We start from the raw sequence: 18,494 nt of genomic DNA on the forward strand, positions 1-18,494 counted from the left end.
CCATCAATATCTTTTGTATTAATTCCTTATAAAGTAAAAAAAACTACCTTTAGTTAAGGTAGTTGAGAATGTAGAAGATAGGATTCGAACCTATACCTTATTTAAACACAAGAAAAAACAATCGTTTGACCTCTAAAAAGTGAAACACCACGTACATCTACATCCAATAGCATACCACACTTAGTTCTTAAAAGCACTAATTACTTTGCTCTTTTTCACTAACTAGTAGAAATAGACGCGATATTTCAGTATTTACCTATCGAACAATAGCTTAAGAATCGAAATAGCTCATCTTTTGACAAACTCCTTTATTACAAATGACGCTATTTCACGTGATCTACTATTACAAAAAAATATTCTTATGCATTTAAAAGCATCAGATTCTTATTTTACTTTTTATAGTTAAACATAATAATGTACAATATATACACCGTGGGGTATAATGATTGTTGGTGAGACTATAATGTGACGATGACAAAGTAAAAGGAGACTGAAATGGCACAAGAATTCTACAAAAAAATCTATTCAGTCCAAGAGTTTTATCCCATTCTTTATCAGGGATTACGGACAATGAAATACATGATCAAAGCCAAAAAAGACAAATCATTGCAATCAGAACTCATTGAAAGGATCATGTTGGGTGTGACGGAGGTCAACGGTTGCGAAGTTTGTTCTTATGCCCACACAAAGATGGCTCTTGAACAAGGCTTTAGCAATCAGGAAATACAGAATCTATTGACCGGAACAGCTGATGATATCCCTTCCGATGAAATGCCCGCCTTTCTGTTTGCTCAACACTATGCAGATACTCGTGGCAACCCAACTGAAGAATCATGGAACCGTATCGTATCACTGTATGGAGAAAATAAAGCAACAGGAATCTTAGGAGCGATCCGTTCCATCATGATTGGGAATGTCCACGGCATCGCATTGAGCGCTTTATTTAGTCGCATAAAAGGCAAGGCCATCAAGAAAAGCAGCCTGTCCTATGAACTAGGCATGATTTCCAGCCTCATCATTTATCTTCCTGTGGCTATCTTTCAAGCAATCATTGCTGACCTTTTGAAAAAGCCAATCATCCATTTTTCATGAGAGGCTGTCTTGATTCGTTTAGCAATGTTTAACGAGGATACTATTTGACCTAAAAAGTAATTTTACACTTAGAAAATTTATCATTTCCTAAAAAATAAGAACGAAGACCTCTCAAATAGCAGGCTTTCATTCTTATTTTTATTTGATTTTTTTTAAAATATTTATAAATTAAGGCTGCATGGCTCCGAAAAGAACCAGCCAAGCCAAAATAGATTTGGCAACAAGACTTAAGATGATGTAGATTCTTTCACCATAGACATAATCTTTCCATTTCCCAATTTTCTTGTATTGTAAAATCATGTTTACGGGGAAAGTGTTGAATGCCACAAAATACGTCCCGACGATGGCCCATACGAACCAAGGGACCTGATCAAAATTACCATTGCCGAACATGTACAACAGGATGGCTATCCAAGGTGCGATACCGGCAATTGAACCCCAAATGAACGGCCCCCAGATGATGTTTCCTTTTGATTTACCAGTATTCAATTGTTCCATGACTAAACCAAATAAGTTCATCGTCGCATTGACTGCGAATATTAATACGAGCGATGCAATATCATAGATTCCGAACAACGTCGCAATCAAAACAATCATAATAGAAGAACTAATTGCGTACTCAAACCAACGGAATTTATTAATGCCCTTTTCTAAATCTGAATTGTAAATATCATTCAGTTTTTTTGGTATCGAAATAAGTGCATGTGCACCAGCCGAGATGAATAAAAATGAAGCCACTAAAATACCGAATGGCAAGTCGAACAATACTTTTGATTCCAGTTCAAGTGAACTCGTCTCTTGATTGAACGCCAAATAATTTTGCGTGATTTGTGGCGAAAATTCCCCAATTGTTTGGATCACGCTTGTCGCCAGAAAAAGCATTGCAAGCCCTTGAAGCAAATGAAGGCCTCCCATGATCATGTTGAATTTCCTTAATTTAGCATGTGTAATCTCTCTCATCAGTTAAAACCCCTCTCTCTTTTAAAATAAAATGTCTCTCCAGCAAGTGTGGACCGCTATCCTATTTATTAATTTTATTATATTCTATTCGGATGGTTATTTCCACCAGAATGACCCAATCATTAAGTACACTCCACAACTACTATTCCAGTTGTTTACTGTAATGCCCCTTAAAGAAATAAATCGCAGTATACATTACATAACGACTGTTAAAAAAATTTATCTTCGAAAAAAAAGCACTCTTTTTAACTACATAAAAAAAACCAATAAAAGCTGTATAATCAGCGTTTATTGGTTTTTTCTATAAGTGTCAAAGAAGGGTTAAAAAAACTAAGCATTTTTTCATATGTTAATTAACGGATATTGACTTATTACCGTTATTTTTCCTTGTTTTTTAATTTCATATAATCTAAAATCGTGATCACGATCAGAACAATTCCCGTAATAAATGAAACCTGATTGCTCTCTACAAATCCGTAAACAAGTAAAATAACTCCTGAAAGTAAAATGACTAAGGCGACAATTTTTTGTATATTCATATTTTATCCTCTTTCATATGTGAATTAATAGATTTTTTCTTGATCTAATAAAGTAGTATACTGCAATTTTTACCCATCATCAATCATTTTTTAAGCATTATTTAGTTTAAAGTATAAAATAATATGATTCAAGCAAATAAGGTTCATTGTAGTTTACAGCTAATTTCCACAACATTTTCTTTAATGTTTTTAGTGAGCCCTCATTTTTTTCAACTTTATCTAATTGTTTAAAAAAAGCAATTTTTTCTTTTTCTGTTGCTTTATTTTTAAAATAACCATAAACATGAGCAGCAGCATTCACCGCAGTTCCTGTTGTCACTTCCATTTCTAATGATTGGTCCACTAATCGATAGAAATCTAGTGCAGGAAAACTATTTTTATCTTTTAATAATTGACGTATCGCATCATATAGCTTTGGTGATCTTTCTAAAACACTGTATTTATACAGACTCCATTCTTTTTCCAATAATTTGACATGCTGCTGCGGTGTTGTCGCAATAATGCACTTTATAGCAGAAAGACTCTTATCTTTTACCTCTAACATAATATCCAAGTCTTCTCTTGAGACCTGATGATAAAAATCCATAAATGGATCAAGTGAAATTGTTCGCGTATGTGCCCCTATTCGGCTCATTGCACTTTGTTGAGAATAATGTATTTTTTGAGGACCATCTTCAGGCTTCCATGTTTTGCGGGTCAGTTCAATCCAATAAGCATCATCTTTTGTTACATCACTTGTATTGATAGCATTATGAAGATTATCATAAATAACCGGAGCTCCTGTCATTAGACTAACCGATAATACATCAGAAACGGTATAAGAACGGTCATCATTCTCAATTACCAGTCTTTTTTTTATTGTATCTGATAACATTTGATAACTGCTGACAAAACGCTTCACAGCAATCTCTTTTTCTTGGTAGACACCACCAATATGCAACACTATTTTATGTTCGGAACCGACTCCAAGACTATCTAAAAAGCGTGCATGATAATTTAAATCTTCAATCGCTCTCGATACAACATCTTCATCTGGTGAATTTAATACCGTATATTGTCCGGGATGCATCGATACACGCATTCCACCAGCTTTGATTTTTTGTCCGATCTGTTCAAATTGAGGTTTAAATAGTTCCCACCATGCTAATGTGTTGACCGGACTTGAACCAAAAGGGATGATATCTGAGCTAATACGAAATAATTTGATTTTATTTTTTATATTGTAATCTATAATATTTTCAAGTGACTCCAAATTAAAAAGAATCAATTCTTTTAGTTTTTCTTCTGTTGCATTTACTTTCCGACAAGTTCTAATACTTGTTCCCGGAATTCCTATTGTTAAACAAGCATAACCAATACTCATTTCATCCCTCCTTGAATAATCTTATTCAACTGTCTAATTATACAACTTATTTTAAAAAAAACACAAGAAAAGTTCTATCGGCTAGCTCGTCACTTAAAGCCATATATTAGTTAGCAACAAAAAATAAGTTTGAGGAAAGCAGATTGCTTTCCTCAAACTTATTTTTATCCATATAGTAAGATTGAAAAATAGATAAATCCAGTACCTGCTAAAACAAATAAATGCCATAAGACATGCATGTACTTAACGTTACGCATACTGTAAAAAATGGTCCCAATTGTAAATGAGAGTCCTCCAGCTAACAATAAAGCAAATCCCTCAAAACCTAATCCGATATACATTGGTTTGACAGCAAATATACTAAGCCACCCCATACCAATATATAAAAGAGTCGACATTTTTTTGAATTTTTCAATCCAGAGACATTTATAGATAATTCCAAAAATAGCAATTACCCAAACGATCCCAAATAAAGTCCATCCTATTGCCCCGCCGATCGTGATCAGAGCGATAGGCGTATATGCCCCAGCAATCAACAGAAAGATGCTGCTGTGATCAAAGATTTTAAAAATTTTTCTTGCACGTGTAAAAATGAGGCTGTGGTAAAGTGTCGAACTTAAGTAGAGTAAAAATTGTGAAAAGCCATATATACAATAAGAAACCAATTCTAAAGTGGTTCCTGTGTTCACAGCTTTCATAATGAGTAATACCATTCCTACTATACTTAGAATAGCTCCTATGCCATGAGTGATTGCATTCAGAACTTCATTGGTGACTAAGTATTTCTTTGTATACATTGTTTCTTCTCTCATATCTATTTCCTCCTTGAAAACCCATGGCAAATAAGCACTATTGCTGAAAAAAATCTTTGTCATTTATTTTCTATTTAATATTAGATTAACACAGTTTCAATTACTATTCAACCTAGTTATTGAAACTAGATCGAATAGTAAATGATTAAGCAAAATTTCAACTCGTAATAAATTATACTAACAGCTCTGCATTGTTATTATAATTTATATCATCGAAACTATTCAAGAAATTAGTTCTGACTTTCTATATGATTGCTTCCTAATTGTTCGCACGCTTGAATGAGTTAAGAAGATCTGGTTTTTTCGTACAAAAAATTCTCTGCGAGTTGATTGAATTCTTTATATTTTTCAACCATCAAAAAATGACTTGCTTTTGGTACGATGACTAGCTTACTTGTGCTGATCAATTTATGCAGTTTTTTAGTATGACTTTCTTCAATAACATCATACTCACCCGCTACTACCAATGTAGGAGCTTTTATGGTTATTAAATCAACAGATTTCAAATCTAATTGATGCCACATAAGATCAATGACTTGTTTTTTTCTCTCAGCTTTCGAAGAAAATTTACTTAAAATAGCAAATAAAATGTAGTCTCTTTTCACTTCAGTTAATGATTTTTTTTCTAATCCATCTACTTTATAATTAGCACCAACCACAATAAGTTTGTTCACCTTTTCTGGATAATGACTAGCGAAATACAGTGCTAAATTTCCTCCGTCACTAAAACCCATGATCGTTGCTTTTGATAAATTAAGGTAGCGTAAAATTACAAGGATATCTTGAGCCATTCTTTGAAATGTTAACAGCTTTTCCCCATGATTGGAGCATCCATGTCCTCTCGAATCTAATGCGATGACTTTAAATTTTTTACTAAAATGCAACAATTGTTGTTCAAATATTTGATGATCTTCGCCATTTCCATGAAGTAATAGTAAAGGTTCCCCATCTCCTAAAACTCTGCAGTAGAGGTACTCATCTTCTGATCGGATATACATCGCTCTCATCTAAACTACCCATCCCTTAATAATTTTGTCTGTTAGAAAATAAAATACTAAGTACTCCCTTTAAGTATATCAATATTTTTAATTGCACAGTTTAAAAAAGCGTTAATTTAGGATCAACGCTTTACGGTCCATTTATTTAATTTTAAGTACTTACATATTTAAATTAAGACAGATCGTATTCAAAACTATGGTTTTTTCGCCCTCTAATTTTACAAATAATAATTTTGTGGTTTTCATATCATTTAAATCTCTTAAAGATAATTTATGTTTTCTTAGCACTCCGTCAAAAGGACAATCAAGAATTCCATCAGCATTTTCAATCAGATCATCTTCATCTACAGGTAAAGTATTGAAAATATTTTTCCCCTCAAGAATATAAGCATAGCTATTTCTTACTCCTAATACATTTACTTCCATAATGTCCCTCCCACTCTTAAACGACAGGCCTATTTGTTATGATCCAAAAATGAGCAAGAAGCCGCCAGTAGATTATCCAACTCTTACTCATTCAAAAAATTAGCTAAGGTCAAAGTAATGAAAGACAAACCTAGACTTGCTTTAGCCTCCTCCGCCAACGAACCAGATTACTGGCAAAAATGCTACCAACTTTTTTAACATCTTCTTCATGTAATCCCTCCTAACTTTGACTTCATTATAGCAAATGATTTATACTTTCCTATATAATGTTCATATAATCACATTTTTTTTTGGAAGAAGGTTTAGTAATGACATATATCTGTCAAAATTTTGGTGAAGATTTAAAAAAAATAAGAGAAAATAAAAACTATACCCAACAATATGTTGCAAAAGATGCTATGGCACGCTCGACCTACACTAAGTTTGAAGCAGGCAGTATTGTTCCAACCATCACTAAATATTTTGAAGTTTTAAATAATTTAGATATGAGCCATGAAGAATTCAACTACATTCATAACCACTATCAATTACAGGGAAAAGATGCCATACTCTATCAATTCAGAACGATTGCCATAAATAGTGATTTAAAGATCCTTTTTAAAGTTAAAGAAACAGCAAAAATCTATTTAACCGAACACAAAGATAATGTTATACAAGATATTTTCAACATTTGTAGTGCTCTTATTACACTTTCAAAAACCAATGACTTATCACAAGCAGCACCCTATGCCGAAAAAGTTTGGCATCGAATTGCTCAGCTCGATAAGTGGTACTTAACAGAATTACATTTATTGAATAATATCCTTTTCTTCTTTGATTTTGATACTTCTCTTCTCATTTCAAAACGTGCCTTAGTAGAATTAGAAAATTACGATCATTTTCATGAGGCAACAGCATTAAAGTTGGCATACTCCATGAATTTAATTTATTTGCTAATGGAAAATAAAAACTATATGCAAGCTCTTGAAAAAGCAGATACTTTAATCGCATTAAGTAAAAAAAATGGAAGGTACCGCATGCTTGGCGTATTGTACGTACGAAAAGGTATTATTTTAACTAAATTAGGTAAAACTGAATCAGAACTATGGATCAAAAAAGGTTTTTATTTATTAGAAGCCATTGAAGATTTTTCATTAAAGGAAGAACTCAAAAAAGAAATTGTTTATTATTTAGATCATTATTCGGGGGAAGAATCATAGAAAGAAACGTCTACCCTGAATATAAAAAAACAGGATCGGAACAAATGTCCCAATCCTGTTTTTACTATTTTTGATTATTTATATTTTGCGATAACATCTTCGATTTGTTCTTTATTATGATAACCAATCAATTTTTCAACAACTTGACCGTCTTTTTTAACTAATAACGTAGGAATACTCATAATACCAAAAGAGCTTGGTACTTCAGAATTAGCGTCAACATCCATCTTCACTATTTTTACTTTATCCCCAATTTCTTCATCTAGTTCTTCTAATACTGGTGATTGCATGCGACAAGGGCCACACCATGTTGCCCAAAAATCTGTTATTGATAAACCATCTTTTGTTTCTGCTTCAAAATTTGCATCAGTTACTGCTTGTACCATTATTATTCCTCCTAAATACTGTTTTTACAGCTTATTATTAGTAAGCTGTATCATCATTTTATTATAGCAAAAATTTCTTTTAATATCTACCAAAAGGTTTATGATTTGAATTCTACGATCGTTGCACCATTTCCTCCTTGATTAGGTGGAGCATAATGGAATTCTTTTATCGAAGGGTGTTTTTTTAATGCATCAGTCACGCCTTGGCGGATAGCTCCTGTTCCCTTTCCATGTACGATCGTAACTTGAGGATAATTAGCTAAAAGAGCTGCATCTAAATATTTATCTAGTTCTGCTAAAGCATTCTCATATCTTTCACCTCTTAAATCTAATTGAGGCGAAACATGACTGCTTGATTCTGAACGTACTGATGTGATCATTTTACGATTAGGTTCTTTTTCTGGCTCAGTCAGAGTTAAATCACTTTCTTTAAGTTTCATTTTCAACATACCCATTTGAACGACCCAAAAGTTTTTGTCTGCTTTTTCCATTAAAACGCCCTTTTGCCCAAATGACTGGACCATAACATCATCACCTGGTTTCATAACTTGCTTCGCTTTGGCTTTTTTCAACACTTTATTTTTTGCTAAAGCTTCTTCTTGTCTTAATCCAGACAGTTGCTTTTTAGCATCGATCAGTTCATGTTCTTTTACACCTTCATACTGACCTGAAATTTGTTTTTTACGTAACTCTTTAATAATTTGATCTGCTGTCTCTTCTGCCTCTTCGACAATACTATTGGCATTTTTACGAGCTTTTTTCATCAGTTCTTCACGTTCTGTATAAAACTGCTGCACAGCTGTTTGTAAATCAATATACAGTTGTTCAGCTTCATCTACATAATAGCGTACTTCAAGATATTCCGTTTCAGCCATTTTACGTCTATTTTCTAAATCGGTGATCATTTCATTTAAATTTTGACTTTCTCCATCAATCAATTGGCGAGCCGAATCGATCACTTCTTCACTTAAACCTAATCGCTTAGAGATTTCAAAAGCATTACTGCGGCCTGGGACGCCAATCAATAAACGGTAAGTTGGACTCAATGTATCTACATCGAACTCCATACTAGCATTGATTGTTTGTGGCCGATTATAGCCATAGGCTTTTAATTCAGGATAATGCGACGTTACCATAACATAACTACCAACAGTACCTACTTTATCCAGAATAGCTATTGCCAGAGCAGCGCCTTCTTGTGGATCTGTTCCTGCTCCCAGTTCATCAAAAATAATCAAACTTTTGTTGTCCATCCGGTCTAGAATAGAAACGATATTTGTCATATGTGAAGAAAAGGTACTTAAGCTTTGTTCGATCGATTGTTCGTCTCCAATATCAGCAAATATTTCAGTAAATATGCCGATTTGACTATCTGGGGCAACCGGTATTTGCAGCCCGGATTGTCCCATCAATTGCAATAATCCTAATGTTTTTAGGATGATGGTTTTCCCACCGGTATTTGGGCCCGTGATAATGACTGCTTGATTTTCTCCACCAATTAAAATATCATTCGCTACAACAGATTCAGGATCCAATAAAGGGTGGCGTGCACTTAATAATTTCACTTCGTTTTCATCGTTTATAAATGGACGATTAGCAGCAATCGTTTTAGCATAACTTGCTTTTGCACCAATAAAATCTAATTTCCCTAATAAAAACATATTATTTAAAATATCTTTGCTATATGGGGCGATCTCATTTGAAATTTCAGCTAAGATACGATCGATCTCACGACGTTCTTCAATTTGAAGCTGACGTAAGCGATTATTCAATTCTACTACACTTTGCGGCTCAACAAATAGCGTTTGACCTGTCGAGCTTTGGTCATGTACCACGCCGCCAAAATGGCTGCGGTATTCTTGTTTCACAGGGATGACATACCGATCATTGCGGATCGTTATGATCGTATCACTTAAATACTGCGCACTTTTTCCGCGAACGATTCCATCTAATTTTTCACGAACGTTATTTTCCCCTCGTTTAATGCCCGTGCGTATTCCTTTTAAGGCAGGACTTGCATCACTCATAACAAGGCCGTCTTCATCTACTTTTTCACGAATCGATTGATTCAAAGCAGGTGTTGTAATAAAATTTTCAGCTAAATCATATAACCGTTTCATTTCAATTCCAGATTCTTTTAATTTTTCGAAAAAACGATTTATTTCAGAAGTTGTGCGCAAAATTTTTCCGATTTGTGCGATTTCTAATCCATTTAAGCTAGCACCGATATCTAAACGTTTTAGATGGGGACGAACATTTTGTAATTTTGGAATCGGCATTCTACCTCGTAATTTCAAAATTTTTGTTCCGTCTTCTGTTTCATCTTGCCACGATTCTACTTCTTCCTTATTGATTGAAGGAGCTAAAGATAAGACGTGTTCTTTCCCTAAATCAGATGCTGCAAGATTTACGACAGCTTGGATAATTTTATTGAATTCTAGTGTTTGAAGGATTTTTTTATTCATCTGTTCCACCTCGTACTTAATTTTATTTAATTAAGTTTCATTTTTCTAAACTTATTTCTGTTGAAAGTTGTGATTATCTGGCTGACATTAAGAAATCGTCCCCCTAATTTAAGAGAAACGATTTTTTTAAAACTATTTAACTGATTTCTCACTTTAATGATAATTCTATCCACCAGTTATACAATTGTGTTGAAATGACTGGTGTATCTTCTAAAATCGTACGTGCTAACCAGCTATTCTTAAATGCTTCTTGTACTGCATCTACCGGAAGCATCGTCAATAAAAATAAAATTAAAAATACAGCAACGTATGAAACGATAAAATTCAACAATGCCCCACCTAAAGTATTCAACTGCTTTATGACAGGAATAACTGTTACAACATTTAATAACCCGCCAATAAACCGTGTGATCAACCACCCAATAAATAAGATGATGATAAATGCAACACCATTATAAAAAGCACCATCCAAATTAAAAGCTAATGCTTGATCATAAAAAACAAATTGACTACTTTCAGATGCAGATGGATATGGGACGATCAATTCTAAATGTGGTCCCAGTATTTGATAATACTGACTTGCCAATAAGTATGAAACAAAGTAACCTACTGTCAAAACGAATTGAAGAATCAAACCTCTTCTAGCTCCACTGTAAGCTCCTATGGCCAAAACAACTATTATAAGAACTGTCATCAACATATTTATCACCTTTATTCAGGAATTTATTCTTCGCTTATTTTCAATTCCTGAGCTTTCTCTAATTTCTTTTCTAATTCTACTATTTGTTTTTGCAAAGTATTTACTTCTATTTGCATATTAATTTGATCCGATACAGCATTTACCGCTACTAAAACTGCTCTACGTTCGGAGTCCAACCCTTTTGATAATGATTCAATCTGTTGCATTTGCTCATTTACCATTTTAGACACTGACCTCATGTGTTCTTCGGGTCTAGCTCCGATAATCGTGTAAGGTCTTCCTGCTATAATAGTTTTATACCGAATTTTCCCTTTTGACATAGCCGCCCCTCCTAAAAATTACATTTCCCCTATTTTACCATGAATCACCTAATAGTTGCACATTTTTTCATTTCATTTTAATATCACTTCTATAATAGTTGGATTTATATGGTAAACTATTATCTAATGCATTAATAATAAGAAATGAGTGACACAATGTCTAATGAAGTACTCTTAGTTTCCAAAAAAACGTTAATAGATATGAAACAGTATTACACTGATTATTTGAAATCCTCTACTCCTCCTGGCGGTTTTTTTGCTGCTAAAAAAGAAGCTGTAAATATAACGGGGTATAATTCCGGCAAAGTATTATTTCAAGGTGCAAATTCTGAAAAAGAAGCGGCTGTTTGGAAATCCAAAGCCTCCATTGTCGCACCAAAAAAAAAAGAATCGTCCGCTTCATCTTTGAATACCCCTTTACCAAAAGATTTTAACAACTGGTCAGTTATTGGCAGCGATGAAGTCGGAACCGGAAGTTATTTTGGTCCATTAACGGTTGTTGCCGCTTATGCTGACCATTCTCAACTGGCTTTGTTAAAGGAATTGGGCGTGCGCGATTCGAAGGATATGAAGGATCCTGAAATTATTCGTGTAGCAAAAGACTTGATTACTTTCTTACCGCACAGCTTACTGAATGTTATGCCTGAAAAATACAATACTATTCAACCAACAATGACACAAGGTAAGATGAAAGCTATTTTACATAATCAAGCTTTATGTCATGTCCTTGAGAAGATCAGACCTCAAAAACCAGATGGCATTTTAATCGATCAATTTGAACTGCCAGCGACTTATTTTAAACACATCAATGATCAACCAAATCAAATAACAGCAAGTGTCTATTTTCAAACAAAAGGCGAAGGCCATCATTTGGCTGTAGCGGCTGCATCTATTATTGCTCGCTATGCTTTCCTAAAAGGATTAGATGAATTAACTGCAAAAGCAGGTCTCAAAATCCCATCTGGGGCTGGCAGCAATGTTGATTTAGTTGCTGCAAAACTTTTAAAACAAGGTGGAATACCGCTACTTAGAAAATACGCTAAGTTGCATTTTGCGAACACAGAAAAAGCCAAGAAGATCATTGGCGTAAGCTGATCATTCATCAAAAAAAACCTCCACTCGTTGATCATCAGAGAGTGGAGGTTTTTTGATTCATTTAGTCTTTTCCAGGTACTCCATATTTCTTTTTGCAATAGAAGTAAACCGGTATTCCTATCAGTGTTAGAAAAATACCAATAAAGGCATTTCCTGGCTGAACAATCAAAGTATTAAGGATAATATATAGTCCTCCTATTATAGCAATCAATGGGATGAACGGATATAAAGGAACTTTATACGGTCGTTCAATATCTGGCTGAGTTTTTCTTAAAATAATAACAGCAACGAAGGTTAAAGTAATAAAAAACCAAATAACAAAAACAATTAGATCTGTCAGCTGATTGAACTGTCCAGTTAAAATCATCAAAATGGCGATTCCTAAAATAACAATACCACCATTAATTGGTAAATTCGTTTTAGGATTGACTTTGGCAAACCAGTTGCTAAACGGCAACATTTTTTGAGTTGCTAAAGCATAAGGAACACGTAACCCAGAAATGATATAGCCATTTATTCCTCCGAATACAGAGATCAATATTCCTATCGTCACTAACTTGCTGCCGATCCCATCAAAAAGACGAGAAGCAACTAAAGCAGCGGGTGTATCTGTTCCGGCTAGTTGTGTACTGTCTAAGACAAACAAATAAGCAATATTGGTTAATAAATACACGGCCATAACGATTGATAATCCTCCAATAATCACTTTCGGCAGCATCTTGCCAGGATTTTTCATTTCCCCAGCAAGTGTTCCGACATTGATCCAGCCATCATAGGCAAACAAGGTAGCAATAAGAGCTGATCCAAAACTAGTCAATACTGGATGACTTTCCACTGAGAGAGGTATCAACCTTATTACGCCTCCACCAGGATAGAGTAATCCTGCCACAATGATCACTAAAAGAGGAATCAACTTTAAAATAGTTGCGACTGTCTGGATCCGCCCACTATACTTTGTTCCTAAAAAATTTACGCCCATTAAAAAGATAGCCGTTAAAATAGCTGTTGGTACGATCACATTATCGGATAAAGAAAATAAATTAACAAATTGCGTTGAAAAAATAATAGCTAGCGCTGCTATGTTCGCTGGGTAATAGATGATCATCTGAGCCCATCCAACTAGAAAACCTAACCATCTTCCATATACTTTTTCTAAATAAATCATCATTCCACCTGTTTGAGGGTAGATCGTTCCAATTTCTGCAACCGTTAATCCACCAGCAATGGTAATAACTCCTGCCACAAACCAAGCTAACAGGCCTAATCCCGGGGCACCGGCTGCACCATAAACAGCTGTTGGCTTGAAAAAAATACCTGCCCCTATGACTGTCCCAACTACAACAGTTAACGCCGTAAGACCACTTACTTCTTTTTTTAATTCATTCTTTTCCATAAATTTCCCCCTGAATTGCCTTTTTTAGACTACAAAAAAGATACTGTAATCTTTTTTTGTTTTGTGCTTGCTAGCATAACAAAAAGGCCTTGCTATTAGCAAGACTCTTTTGTATTTTTTTAAAAATTATTCAATAGCGATACGATCAACGCGCTTGTCTAATTTTCTATAGCAAGCAATTAGATTTAACGAACAACAACTCGATACTCTTCAACTAACGCATTTGTTACTTTATCAAAAGCTTTCGAAACTTCTTCCTCTACCATAGTTGCAGTAGGGTTTAAATAAGACAGTGTGTAAGCCATTGATTTTTTGCCATCTTCAATATTCTGACCTTGATAAATATCAAACAAGCGTACGTTGATTAAATATTTGCCGCCTTTTTTATAAATCAAATCGACTAATTGTTGATTTGTAATGGTTTCATCTACCAATAAAGCAATATCTCTTGTCATTCCTGGGAATTTTGGGATAGCTTCATAAATAGTAGGTTCTTTTTCAGCTTCTACAATTGCTTGTACATTTAATTCGAAAGCATAAGTTTCATCTAACTCGTATGCTTTTGCTGCTAAAGGATGAATTTGACCAGCGAATCCAATTTCCTTTTCTCCTAAGTAAAGAGCAGCTGTACGTCCTGGATGCATTCCCTCACGTTTGTTATCTGAAACGAAAGTTATAGCCTCTGTTAATCCATATGCAGCTAGTAATCCTTCTAATATGCCTTTCATAACAAAGAAATCGACTTTTTGAGGCTGACCTTTCCAATCTTTTTCTAATAGAGATCCAGTCAATACTCCCCCCAAATGCTCTTCTTCAATTGGCAGCGTTCGGCTTTCCTCTTTATAAAATACACGACCGATTTCATAAAGAGCAACATCTTTATTTTTTCGCGCTTTATTATAACTAACATCATCTAGCAAACCGCTCAATAAATTCATCCGCAATGTGCTGCGGTCTTCACTCATAGGCATTTCTAGTTGAGTTGCTTCACTTTCACGCATCATGTATTGAGCAGCCTTTTCTGGAGTAGTGAGCACATAGCTAATGGCTTGTGATAAGCCTGCTCCTTCTAAAAAGCGGCGTGTATGACGAATAAGACGCTGTTTGTCATCTAAAGCTGCAGGTCTAGCTGCGCTTACTGGTAAAGTAGAAGGCAGATTATCATACCCAAAAATACGAGCAATTTCTTCTACTAGGTCTGCTTCTATATCAATATCCCAACGACGCGGTGGAACCACCACTTCGAATAAGCCATCTTTTTCACTAACATCAAAACCAAGTCGCTCAAAAATAACCATTACTTCTTCAATTGTAATAGAAGTTCCTAAAGAACCATTGATCCTGTTCAATGTAATAGAGACAACACTATTTTTTATTTCTAAAGCCGTTTCAGAAGCAGTGCCTGCTACTACTGTTCCCCCAGTTAGTTCAGCTATTAAGGCTGCTGCATGATCTCCTGCAGTCACAATAGTTGCAGGATTGATTCCTTTTTCAAAACGAGAACTCGCTTCGCTTCTTAAATTATACCTTTTAGCTGTTTTACGAATAGAGATTGGTTCGAAGACAGCTGCTTCAATTGCAACAGTCACAGTCTCTTCTTCAATTTCTGAATCAAGTCCGCCCATTGTCCCTGCCAATGCTACTGGTATAGAACCATTAGTAATCACGATATCTTCTGAAGTTAACGAACGTTCTTCACCATCTAAAGTGGTTAGAGCCTCCCCATCTTTCGCATGACGAACGATGATTTCTTTTGATTGTAGTTGGTCATAATCAAATGCATGCAAAGGCTGTCCGTATTCAAGTAAAATGTAGTTCGTAATATCTACTACATTATTCAAAGGACGAATACCGGCATTCATTAATTTTGTTTGTAACCACATTGGACTTTCAGCAACTTTCACATTTTTAACGATGCGGACATTATAGCTAAGTGCATCTTCACTGTTTTCTACAGCAACTTTAATGTAGTTTTCCACTGAATCTGTTTCGTCTTCTGTTAATTCAAAAGAAGGAAACACCGGTTTTTGATCGTAGATGGCTCCTACTTCATGAGCAACCCCACGCATGCTCAAAGCATCCGCACGATTAGGTGTGATCGACAATTCAAGAATTGCGTCATCCATCGCAAGATAAGGAAATACGGCGTCCCCAGGTACAGCGTTTTTTGACAATACATATATACCTTCTGCATATTTTTTGGGAACAACTTTTTCAGAGAAACCCAATTCACCTAATGAACAGATCATTCCGTTTGATACTTGACCGCGCATTTTCCCTTTTTTGATTTTCACATTTCCCGTAATGCGAGATCCGGGCAAGGCAACAATGATTTTTTGATCAGCAGCTATATTAGGTGCCCCACAAACGATTTGAGATAGTTCTTCTTCTCCAATATCTACCTGACAAATATGCAAGTGATCTGAATCAGGATGATCGACCACTTCAACGGTATGTCCAACAACGATTTTTTGCAAACCTGTCTCTGGTATGCTGACGTCTTCAACCTCGATACCAGTTCGTGACATTTTGTCTGCCAACGCTTCTGGTGTTACATTTGATAAATCTAAATATTCTTTTAGCCACTGATAAGATACCTTCATGTTCTTACTCCTTTACCTTGAATTGATTTAAGAAACGAACATCATTTTGATAAAAATGACGAATATCATCAATCCCGTATTTTAACATCGCTACACGATCTGGACCTAACCCAAATGCATAACCACTATAGATGGTTGCATCGATCCCAGACATTTCAAGTACATTCGGATGAACCATACCAGCACCTAGAATTTCGATCCAACCTGTGTGTTTACAAACATTACAACCTTTTCCACTACATTTAAAGCAGCTGACATCTACTTCTACAGAAGGTTCCGTAAACGGGAAATAACTTGGACGTAAGCGTATTTCGCGTTCTGCGCCAAATAGTTTTTTAGCAAAAACTTCTAAGGTACCTTTTAAATCTCCCATTGTGATATCTTTTGCTACCACTAAACCTTCCATTTGATGGAATTGATGAGAGTGGGTAGCATCATCACTATCGCGACGGTAAACTTTCCCAGGGCTGATCATTTTCAACGAACCTTTTGAAAAGTCGTGTTTATCCATTGTTCGAGCTTGGACTGGAGATGTATGGGTACGCATTAGAATTTCATTTGTGATATAGAAAGTATCCTGCATGTCTCGAGCAGGATGTTCCTTAGGCAAGTTCATCCGTTCAAAGTTGTAGCTGTCTTCCTCAACTTCAGGCCCCTCTATAATTTGATACCCCATTCCAATAAATAAGTCTTCGATTTCTTCCATTATTTGAGTCAATACATGCGATTGACCTATAGCTACATGGCTACCAGGCAATGTCACATCGATGGATTCGCTTTCTAGATCTCGATTGATTTTTTCCATTTCTAAAATTGCTTTTTTTGCTTCCAAGCGTGTAGTAATTTCATTTCGCACTTCATTTACAAGTGCACCCAGAATCGGACGTTCTTCAGGAGAAACAGTCTTCATCCCCTTTGAAATTTCAGTAATTGGACCCTTTTTACCTAAATAGGCTACACGTACTTGATCAAGTGTTTTTAAATCTTTTGCTGCTTCAATTTTTTCTACAGCTTCCTTACTTAACAATTGTAAGTTATCTTTTAAGTCCATCTTTATTCCCCTTTAAATAAATTTATGATCTATCCTTTACTGGATCGATCTTTTCAAGCTGTTTTTGAGCACACAAAAAGCCCAATCCCTAAAAGGGACGAGGCTACATTCGCGGTACCACCCTTGTTTGAACCAAGCTTACGCTAAAATTCACACTTCATTTACATAACGGCGTAGACCGGAACTTTATTCATTACTTTTAACAAGCTTAGTGTAATTCCCAAAGTCAACTCAGGAAGTGAATGTTCATTTGGTTTCTAATCAAGTGTTTTCAGCCAACGACACTTGTTCTCTCATTTAGATTATCCAAATTACTTTTTTTCCATCATTGTATTTATTGCTATTCTTTTTAAAGACACATTTAGTTTAACGTAAGTTTGACTTAAAGGTCAAGTACTTTTCAATAAGATTAGGCTTCTGGCGCACATATCCATTTATCGGCCCATTTTTGAACATCAGCCATTACTACTTTAAGGTCTTGACCTTTTTCAGTTAAGCTGTATGCTACTCTCATCGTCGCATCTGGATCTACCGTACGAGACACAAGACCTTCTTGTTCAAGTTCTTTTAAACGTTCAACTAATACACGATCACTAAGATTTGGAATAGAAGCAGCAATATCCTTAAATCGTTGAGGACCTTCTAATAACACTTCAATGATAAGTCCCATCCACTTTTTGCCTAAAATAGCAAATGTATGTTCGAATTTAGGGCAAATAGTTTTTTGCATAGTTTCACAAGAGACTTTTTTTCTTTCATTTTTAATAGTTATCATATCTTCTTCACCTCTTTTTTATCATTATAGCATTATCGGTTATAAATAGTAAGTAATCAACCAACGTTTGTCAACCTTTTATTCAATTAATCGTTTTATTCAGACAAATTTTCGTCATTTTTAAAAAACAAACGAATACTTTTGCACTTTAGTCGGTCAATTTAGTTTTTTGAGGATCGAGTTTTTATTTTGGACTAATCAACTTTGGACTATCAAAAACAATTTTTTTCTGAAGAGATCACATAGTATAAACTAAAGCATTTGATAGTAACTCAATTAATGAAGAAAAAAGACATCATCCGAAGATGATGTCTTTT

Annotated in this window: 17 protein-coding genes and 1 other annotated feature; of the genes, 3 read left to right on the forward strand and 14 right to left on the reverse strand. The window is 35.0% G+C overall.

Features of this window, described 5'->3' with window-relative positions:
- The first annotated feature begins 495 nt into the window (after positions 1 to 495).
- On the forward strand, positions 496 to 1,092 hold the full coding sequence (locus J7E16_RS08140) for a carboxymuconolactone decarboxylase family protein (protein WP_214890789.1): 597 nt from the start codon (positions 496 to 498) through the stop codon (positions 1,090 to 1,092).
- 168 nt (positions 1,093 to 1,260) lie between these two features.
- Here J7E16_RS08140 and heR read toward each other — a convergent pair whose 3' ends face one another.
- From heR to J7E16_RS08170, 6 genes are all read right to left on the reverse strand, one after another.
- A complete protein-coding gene (heR, locus tag J7E16_RS08145) occupies positions 1,261 to 2,052 on the reverse strand; it encodes a heliorhodopsin HeR (protein ID WP_034547816.1) in 792 nt (263 codons plus the stop codon).
- 377 nt (positions 2,053 to 2,429) lie between these two features.
- Positions 2,430 to 2,591, reverse strand: coding sequence for a UV damage endonuclease UvsE (locus tag J7E16_RS08150; protein ID WP_034547815.1), 162 nt, complete (start codon positions 2,589 to 2,591; stop codon positions 2,430 to 2,432).
- Between the two features lie 106 nt (positions 2,592 to 2,697).
- Positions 2,698 to 3,954 (reverse strand): UV DNA damage repair endonuclease UvsE, encoded by a 1,257-nt coding sequence (uvsE, locus tag J7E16_RS08155; protein WP_214890790.1) that lies wholly within the window; start codon positions 3,952 to 3,954, stop codon positions 2,698 to 2,700.
- Between the two features lie 164 nt (positions 3,955 to 4,118).
- Positions 4,119 to 4,766, reverse strand: a complete 648-nt coding sequence (gene trhA / locus J7E16_RS08160) for a PAQR family membrane homeostasis protein TrhA (protein WP_034547813.1) — start codon at positions 4,764 to 4,766, stop codon at positions 4,119 to 4,121.
- 284 nt (positions 4,767 to 5,050) lie between these two features.
- Positions 5,051 to 5,773 (reverse strand): alpha/beta fold hydrolase, encoded by a 723-nt coding sequence (locus J7E16_RS08165; protein WP_214890791.1) that lies wholly within the window; start codon positions 5,771 to 5,773, stop codon positions 5,051 to 5,053.
- A gap of 150 nt (positions 5,774 to 5,923) precedes the next feature.
- Positions 5,924 to 6,190 (reverse strand): hypothetical protein, encoded by a 267-nt coding sequence (locus J7E16_RS08170; protein ID WP_214890792.1) that lies wholly within the window; start codon positions 6,188 to 6,190, stop codon positions 5,924 to 5,926.
- Positions 6,191 to 6,498: 308 nt separating this feature from the next.
- Between J7E16_RS08170 and J7E16_RS08175 the strand changes: the two genes are divergently transcribed.
- A complete protein-coding gene (locus tag J7E16_RS08175; RefSeq protein ID WP_214890793.1) occupies positions 6,499 to 7,389 on the forward strand; it encodes a helix-turn-helix domain-containing protein in 891 nt (296 codons plus the stop codon).
- A 74-nt stretch (positions 7,390 to 7,463) separates the two neighbouring features.
- Here J7E16_RS08175 and trxA read toward each other — a convergent pair whose 3' ends face one another.
- From trxA to J7E16_RS08195, 4 genes are all read right to left on the reverse strand, one after another.
- Positions 7,464 to 7,775: a thioredoxin gene (trxA, locus tag J7E16_RS08180; RefSeq protein ID WP_214890794.1), complete on the reverse strand. Its 312-nt coding sequence runs from the start codon at positions 7,773 to 7,775 to the stop codon at positions 7,464 to 7,466.
- A 98-nt stretch (positions 7,776 to 7,873) separates the two neighbouring features.
- Positions 7,874 to 10,240, reverse strand: a complete 2,367-nt coding sequence (locus tag J7E16_RS08185; RefSeq protein ID WP_214890795.1) for an endonuclease MutS2 — start codon at positions 10,238 to 10,240, stop codon at positions 7,874 to 7,876.
- A 148-nt stretch (positions 10,241 to 10,388) separates the two neighbouring features.
- Complete coding sequence (locus J7E16_RS08190) at positions 10,389 to 10,940, reverse strand: CvpA family protein (RefSeq protein ID WP_214890797.1); 552 nt, start codon at positions 10,938 to 10,940, stop codon at positions 10,389 to 10,391.
- A 23-nt stretch (positions 10,941 to 10,963) separates the two neighbouring features.
- Entirely contained in the window at positions 10,964 to 11,260 is a 297-nt protein-coding gene (locus tag J7E16_RS08195) for a cell division protein ZapA (protein ID WP_214890799.1), read from the reverse strand.
- 156 nt (positions 11,261 to 11,416) lie between these two features.
- Between J7E16_RS08195 and rnhC the strand changes: the two genes are divergently transcribed.
- Positions 11,417 to 12,355 carry a ribonuclease HIII gene (gene rnhC / locus J7E16_RS08200; protein ID WP_214890801.1) on the forward strand — a complete coding sequence of 313 codons (939 nt, stop codon included), beginning with the start codon at positions 11,417 to 11,419 and terminating at the stop codon, positions 12,353 to 12,355.
- A 61-nt stretch (positions 12,356 to 12,416) separates the two neighbouring features.
- On the opposite strand, the gene J7E16_RS08205 is transcribed toward rnhC, so the two are convergent.
- The 4 genes from J7E16_RS08205 to J7E16_RS08220 all read right to left on the reverse strand — a co-directional run bounded on the left by J7E16_RS08205 (position 12,417) and on the right by J7E16_RS08220 (position 18,177).
- Positions 12,417 to 13,748: an APC family permease gene (locus J7E16_RS08205; protein WP_214890803.1), complete on the reverse strand. Its 1,332-nt coding sequence runs from the start codon at positions 13,746 to 13,748 to the stop codon at positions 12,417 to 12,419.
- A 185-nt stretch (positions 13,749 to 13,933) separates the two neighbouring features.
- Positions 13,934 to 16,351: a phenylalanine--tRNA ligase subunit beta gene (gene pheT / locus J7E16_RS08210; RefSeq protein WP_214890805.1), complete on the reverse strand. Its 2,418-nt coding sequence runs from the start codon at positions 16,349 to 16,351 to the stop codon at positions 13,934 to 13,936.
- A 4-nt stretch (positions 16,352 to 16,355) separates the two neighbouring features.
- Positions 16,356 to 17,402 (reverse strand): phenylalanine--tRNA ligase subunit alpha, encoded by a 1,047-nt coding sequence (gene pheS, locus J7E16_RS08215; RefSeq protein WP_214890807.1) that lies wholly within the window; start codon positions 17,400 to 17,402, stop codon positions 16,356 to 16,358.
- A gap of 90 nt (positions 17,403 to 17,492) precedes the next feature.
- Positions 17,493 to 17,740, reverse strand: a binding site (T-box leader).
- A gap of 71 nt (positions 17,741 to 17,811) precedes the next feature.
- Entirely contained in the window at positions 17,812 to 18,177 is a 366-nt protein-coding gene (locus tag J7E16_RS08220) for a winged helix-turn-helix transcriptional regulator (RefSeq protein WP_285439391.1), read from the reverse strand.
- Positions 18,178 to 18,494 lie beyond the last annotated feature (317 nt).

Source organism: Carnobacterium sp. ISL-102, assembly GCF_018612935.1.
Lineage (GTDB): Bacteria > Bacillota > Bacilli > Lactobacillales > Carnobacteriaceae > Carnobacterium_B > Carnobacterium_B alterfunditum.

What these genes read in the sequence shown, in the direction of transcription:
- J7E16_RS08140 (WP_214890789.1), top strand. Translation starts at nt 496, where the DNA reads ATGGCACAAGAATTCTACAAAAAAATCTATTCAGTCCAAGAGTTTTAT.
- heR (WP_034547816.1), bottom strand. Translation starts at nt 2,052, where the DNA reads ATGAGAGAGATTACACATGCTAAATTAAGGAAATTCAACATGATCATG.
- J7E16_RS08150 (WP_034547815.1), bottom strand. Translation starts at nt 2,591, where the DNA reads ATGAATATACAAAAAATTGTCGCCTTAGTCATTTTACTTTCAGGAGTT.
- uvsE (WP_214890790.1), bottom strand. Translation starts at nt 3,954, where the DNA reads ATGAGTATTGGTTATGCTTGTTTAACAATAGGAATTCCGGGAACAAGT.
- trhA (WP_034547813.1), bottom strand. Translation starts at nt 4,766, where the DNA reads ATGAGAGAAGAAACAATGTATACAAAGAAATACTTAGTCACCAATGAA.
- J7E16_RS08165 (WP_214890791.1), bottom strand. Translation starts at nt 5,773, where the DNA reads ATGAGAGCGATGTATATCCGATCAGAAGATGAGTACCTCTACTGCAGA.
- J7E16_RS08170 (WP_214890792.1), bottom strand. Translation starts at nt 6,190, where the DNA reads ATGGAAGTAAATGTATTAGGAGTAAGAAATAGCTATGCTTATATTCTT.
- J7E16_RS08175 (WP_214890793.1), top strand. Translation starts at nt 6,499, where the DNA reads ATGACATATATCTGTCAAAATTTTGGTGAAGATTTAAAAAAAATAAGA.
- trxA (WP_214890794.1), bottom strand. Translation starts at nt 7,775, where the DNA reads ATGGTACAAGCAGTAACTGATGCAAATTTTGAAGCAGAAACAAAAGAT.
- J7E16_RS08185 (WP_214890795.1), bottom strand. Translation starts at nt 10,240, where the DNA reads ATGAATAAAAAAATCCTTCAAACACTAGAATTCAATAAAATTATCCAA.
- J7E16_RS08190 (WP_214890797.1), bottom strand. Translation starts at nt 10,940, where the DNA reads ATGTTGATGACAGTTCTTATAATAGTTGTTTTGGCCATAGGAGCTTAC.
- J7E16_RS08195 (WP_214890799.1), bottom strand. Translation starts at nt 11,260, where the DNA reads ATGTCAAAAGGGAAAATTCGGTATAAAACTATTATAGCAGGAAGACCT.
- rnhC (WP_214890801.1), top strand. Translation starts at nt 11,417, where the DNA reads ATGTCTAATGAAGTACTCTTAGTTTCCAAAAAAACGTTAATAGATATG.
- J7E16_RS08205 (WP_214890803.1), bottom strand. Translation starts at nt 13,748, where the DNA reads ATGGAAAAGAATGAATTAAAAAAAGAAGTAAGTGGTCTTACGGCGTTA.
- pheT (WP_214890805.1), bottom strand. Translation starts at nt 16,351, where the DNA reads ATGAAGGTATCTTATCAGTGGCTAAAAGAATATTTAGATTTATCAAAT.
- pheS (WP_214890807.1), bottom strand. Translation starts at nt 17,402, where the DNA reads ATGGACTTAAAAGATAACTTACAATTGTTAAGTAAGGAAGCTGTAGAA.
- J7E16_RS08220 (WP_285439391.1), bottom strand. Translation starts at nt 18,177, where the DNA reads ATGATAACTATTAAAAATGAAAGAAAAAAAGTCTCTTGTGAAACTATG.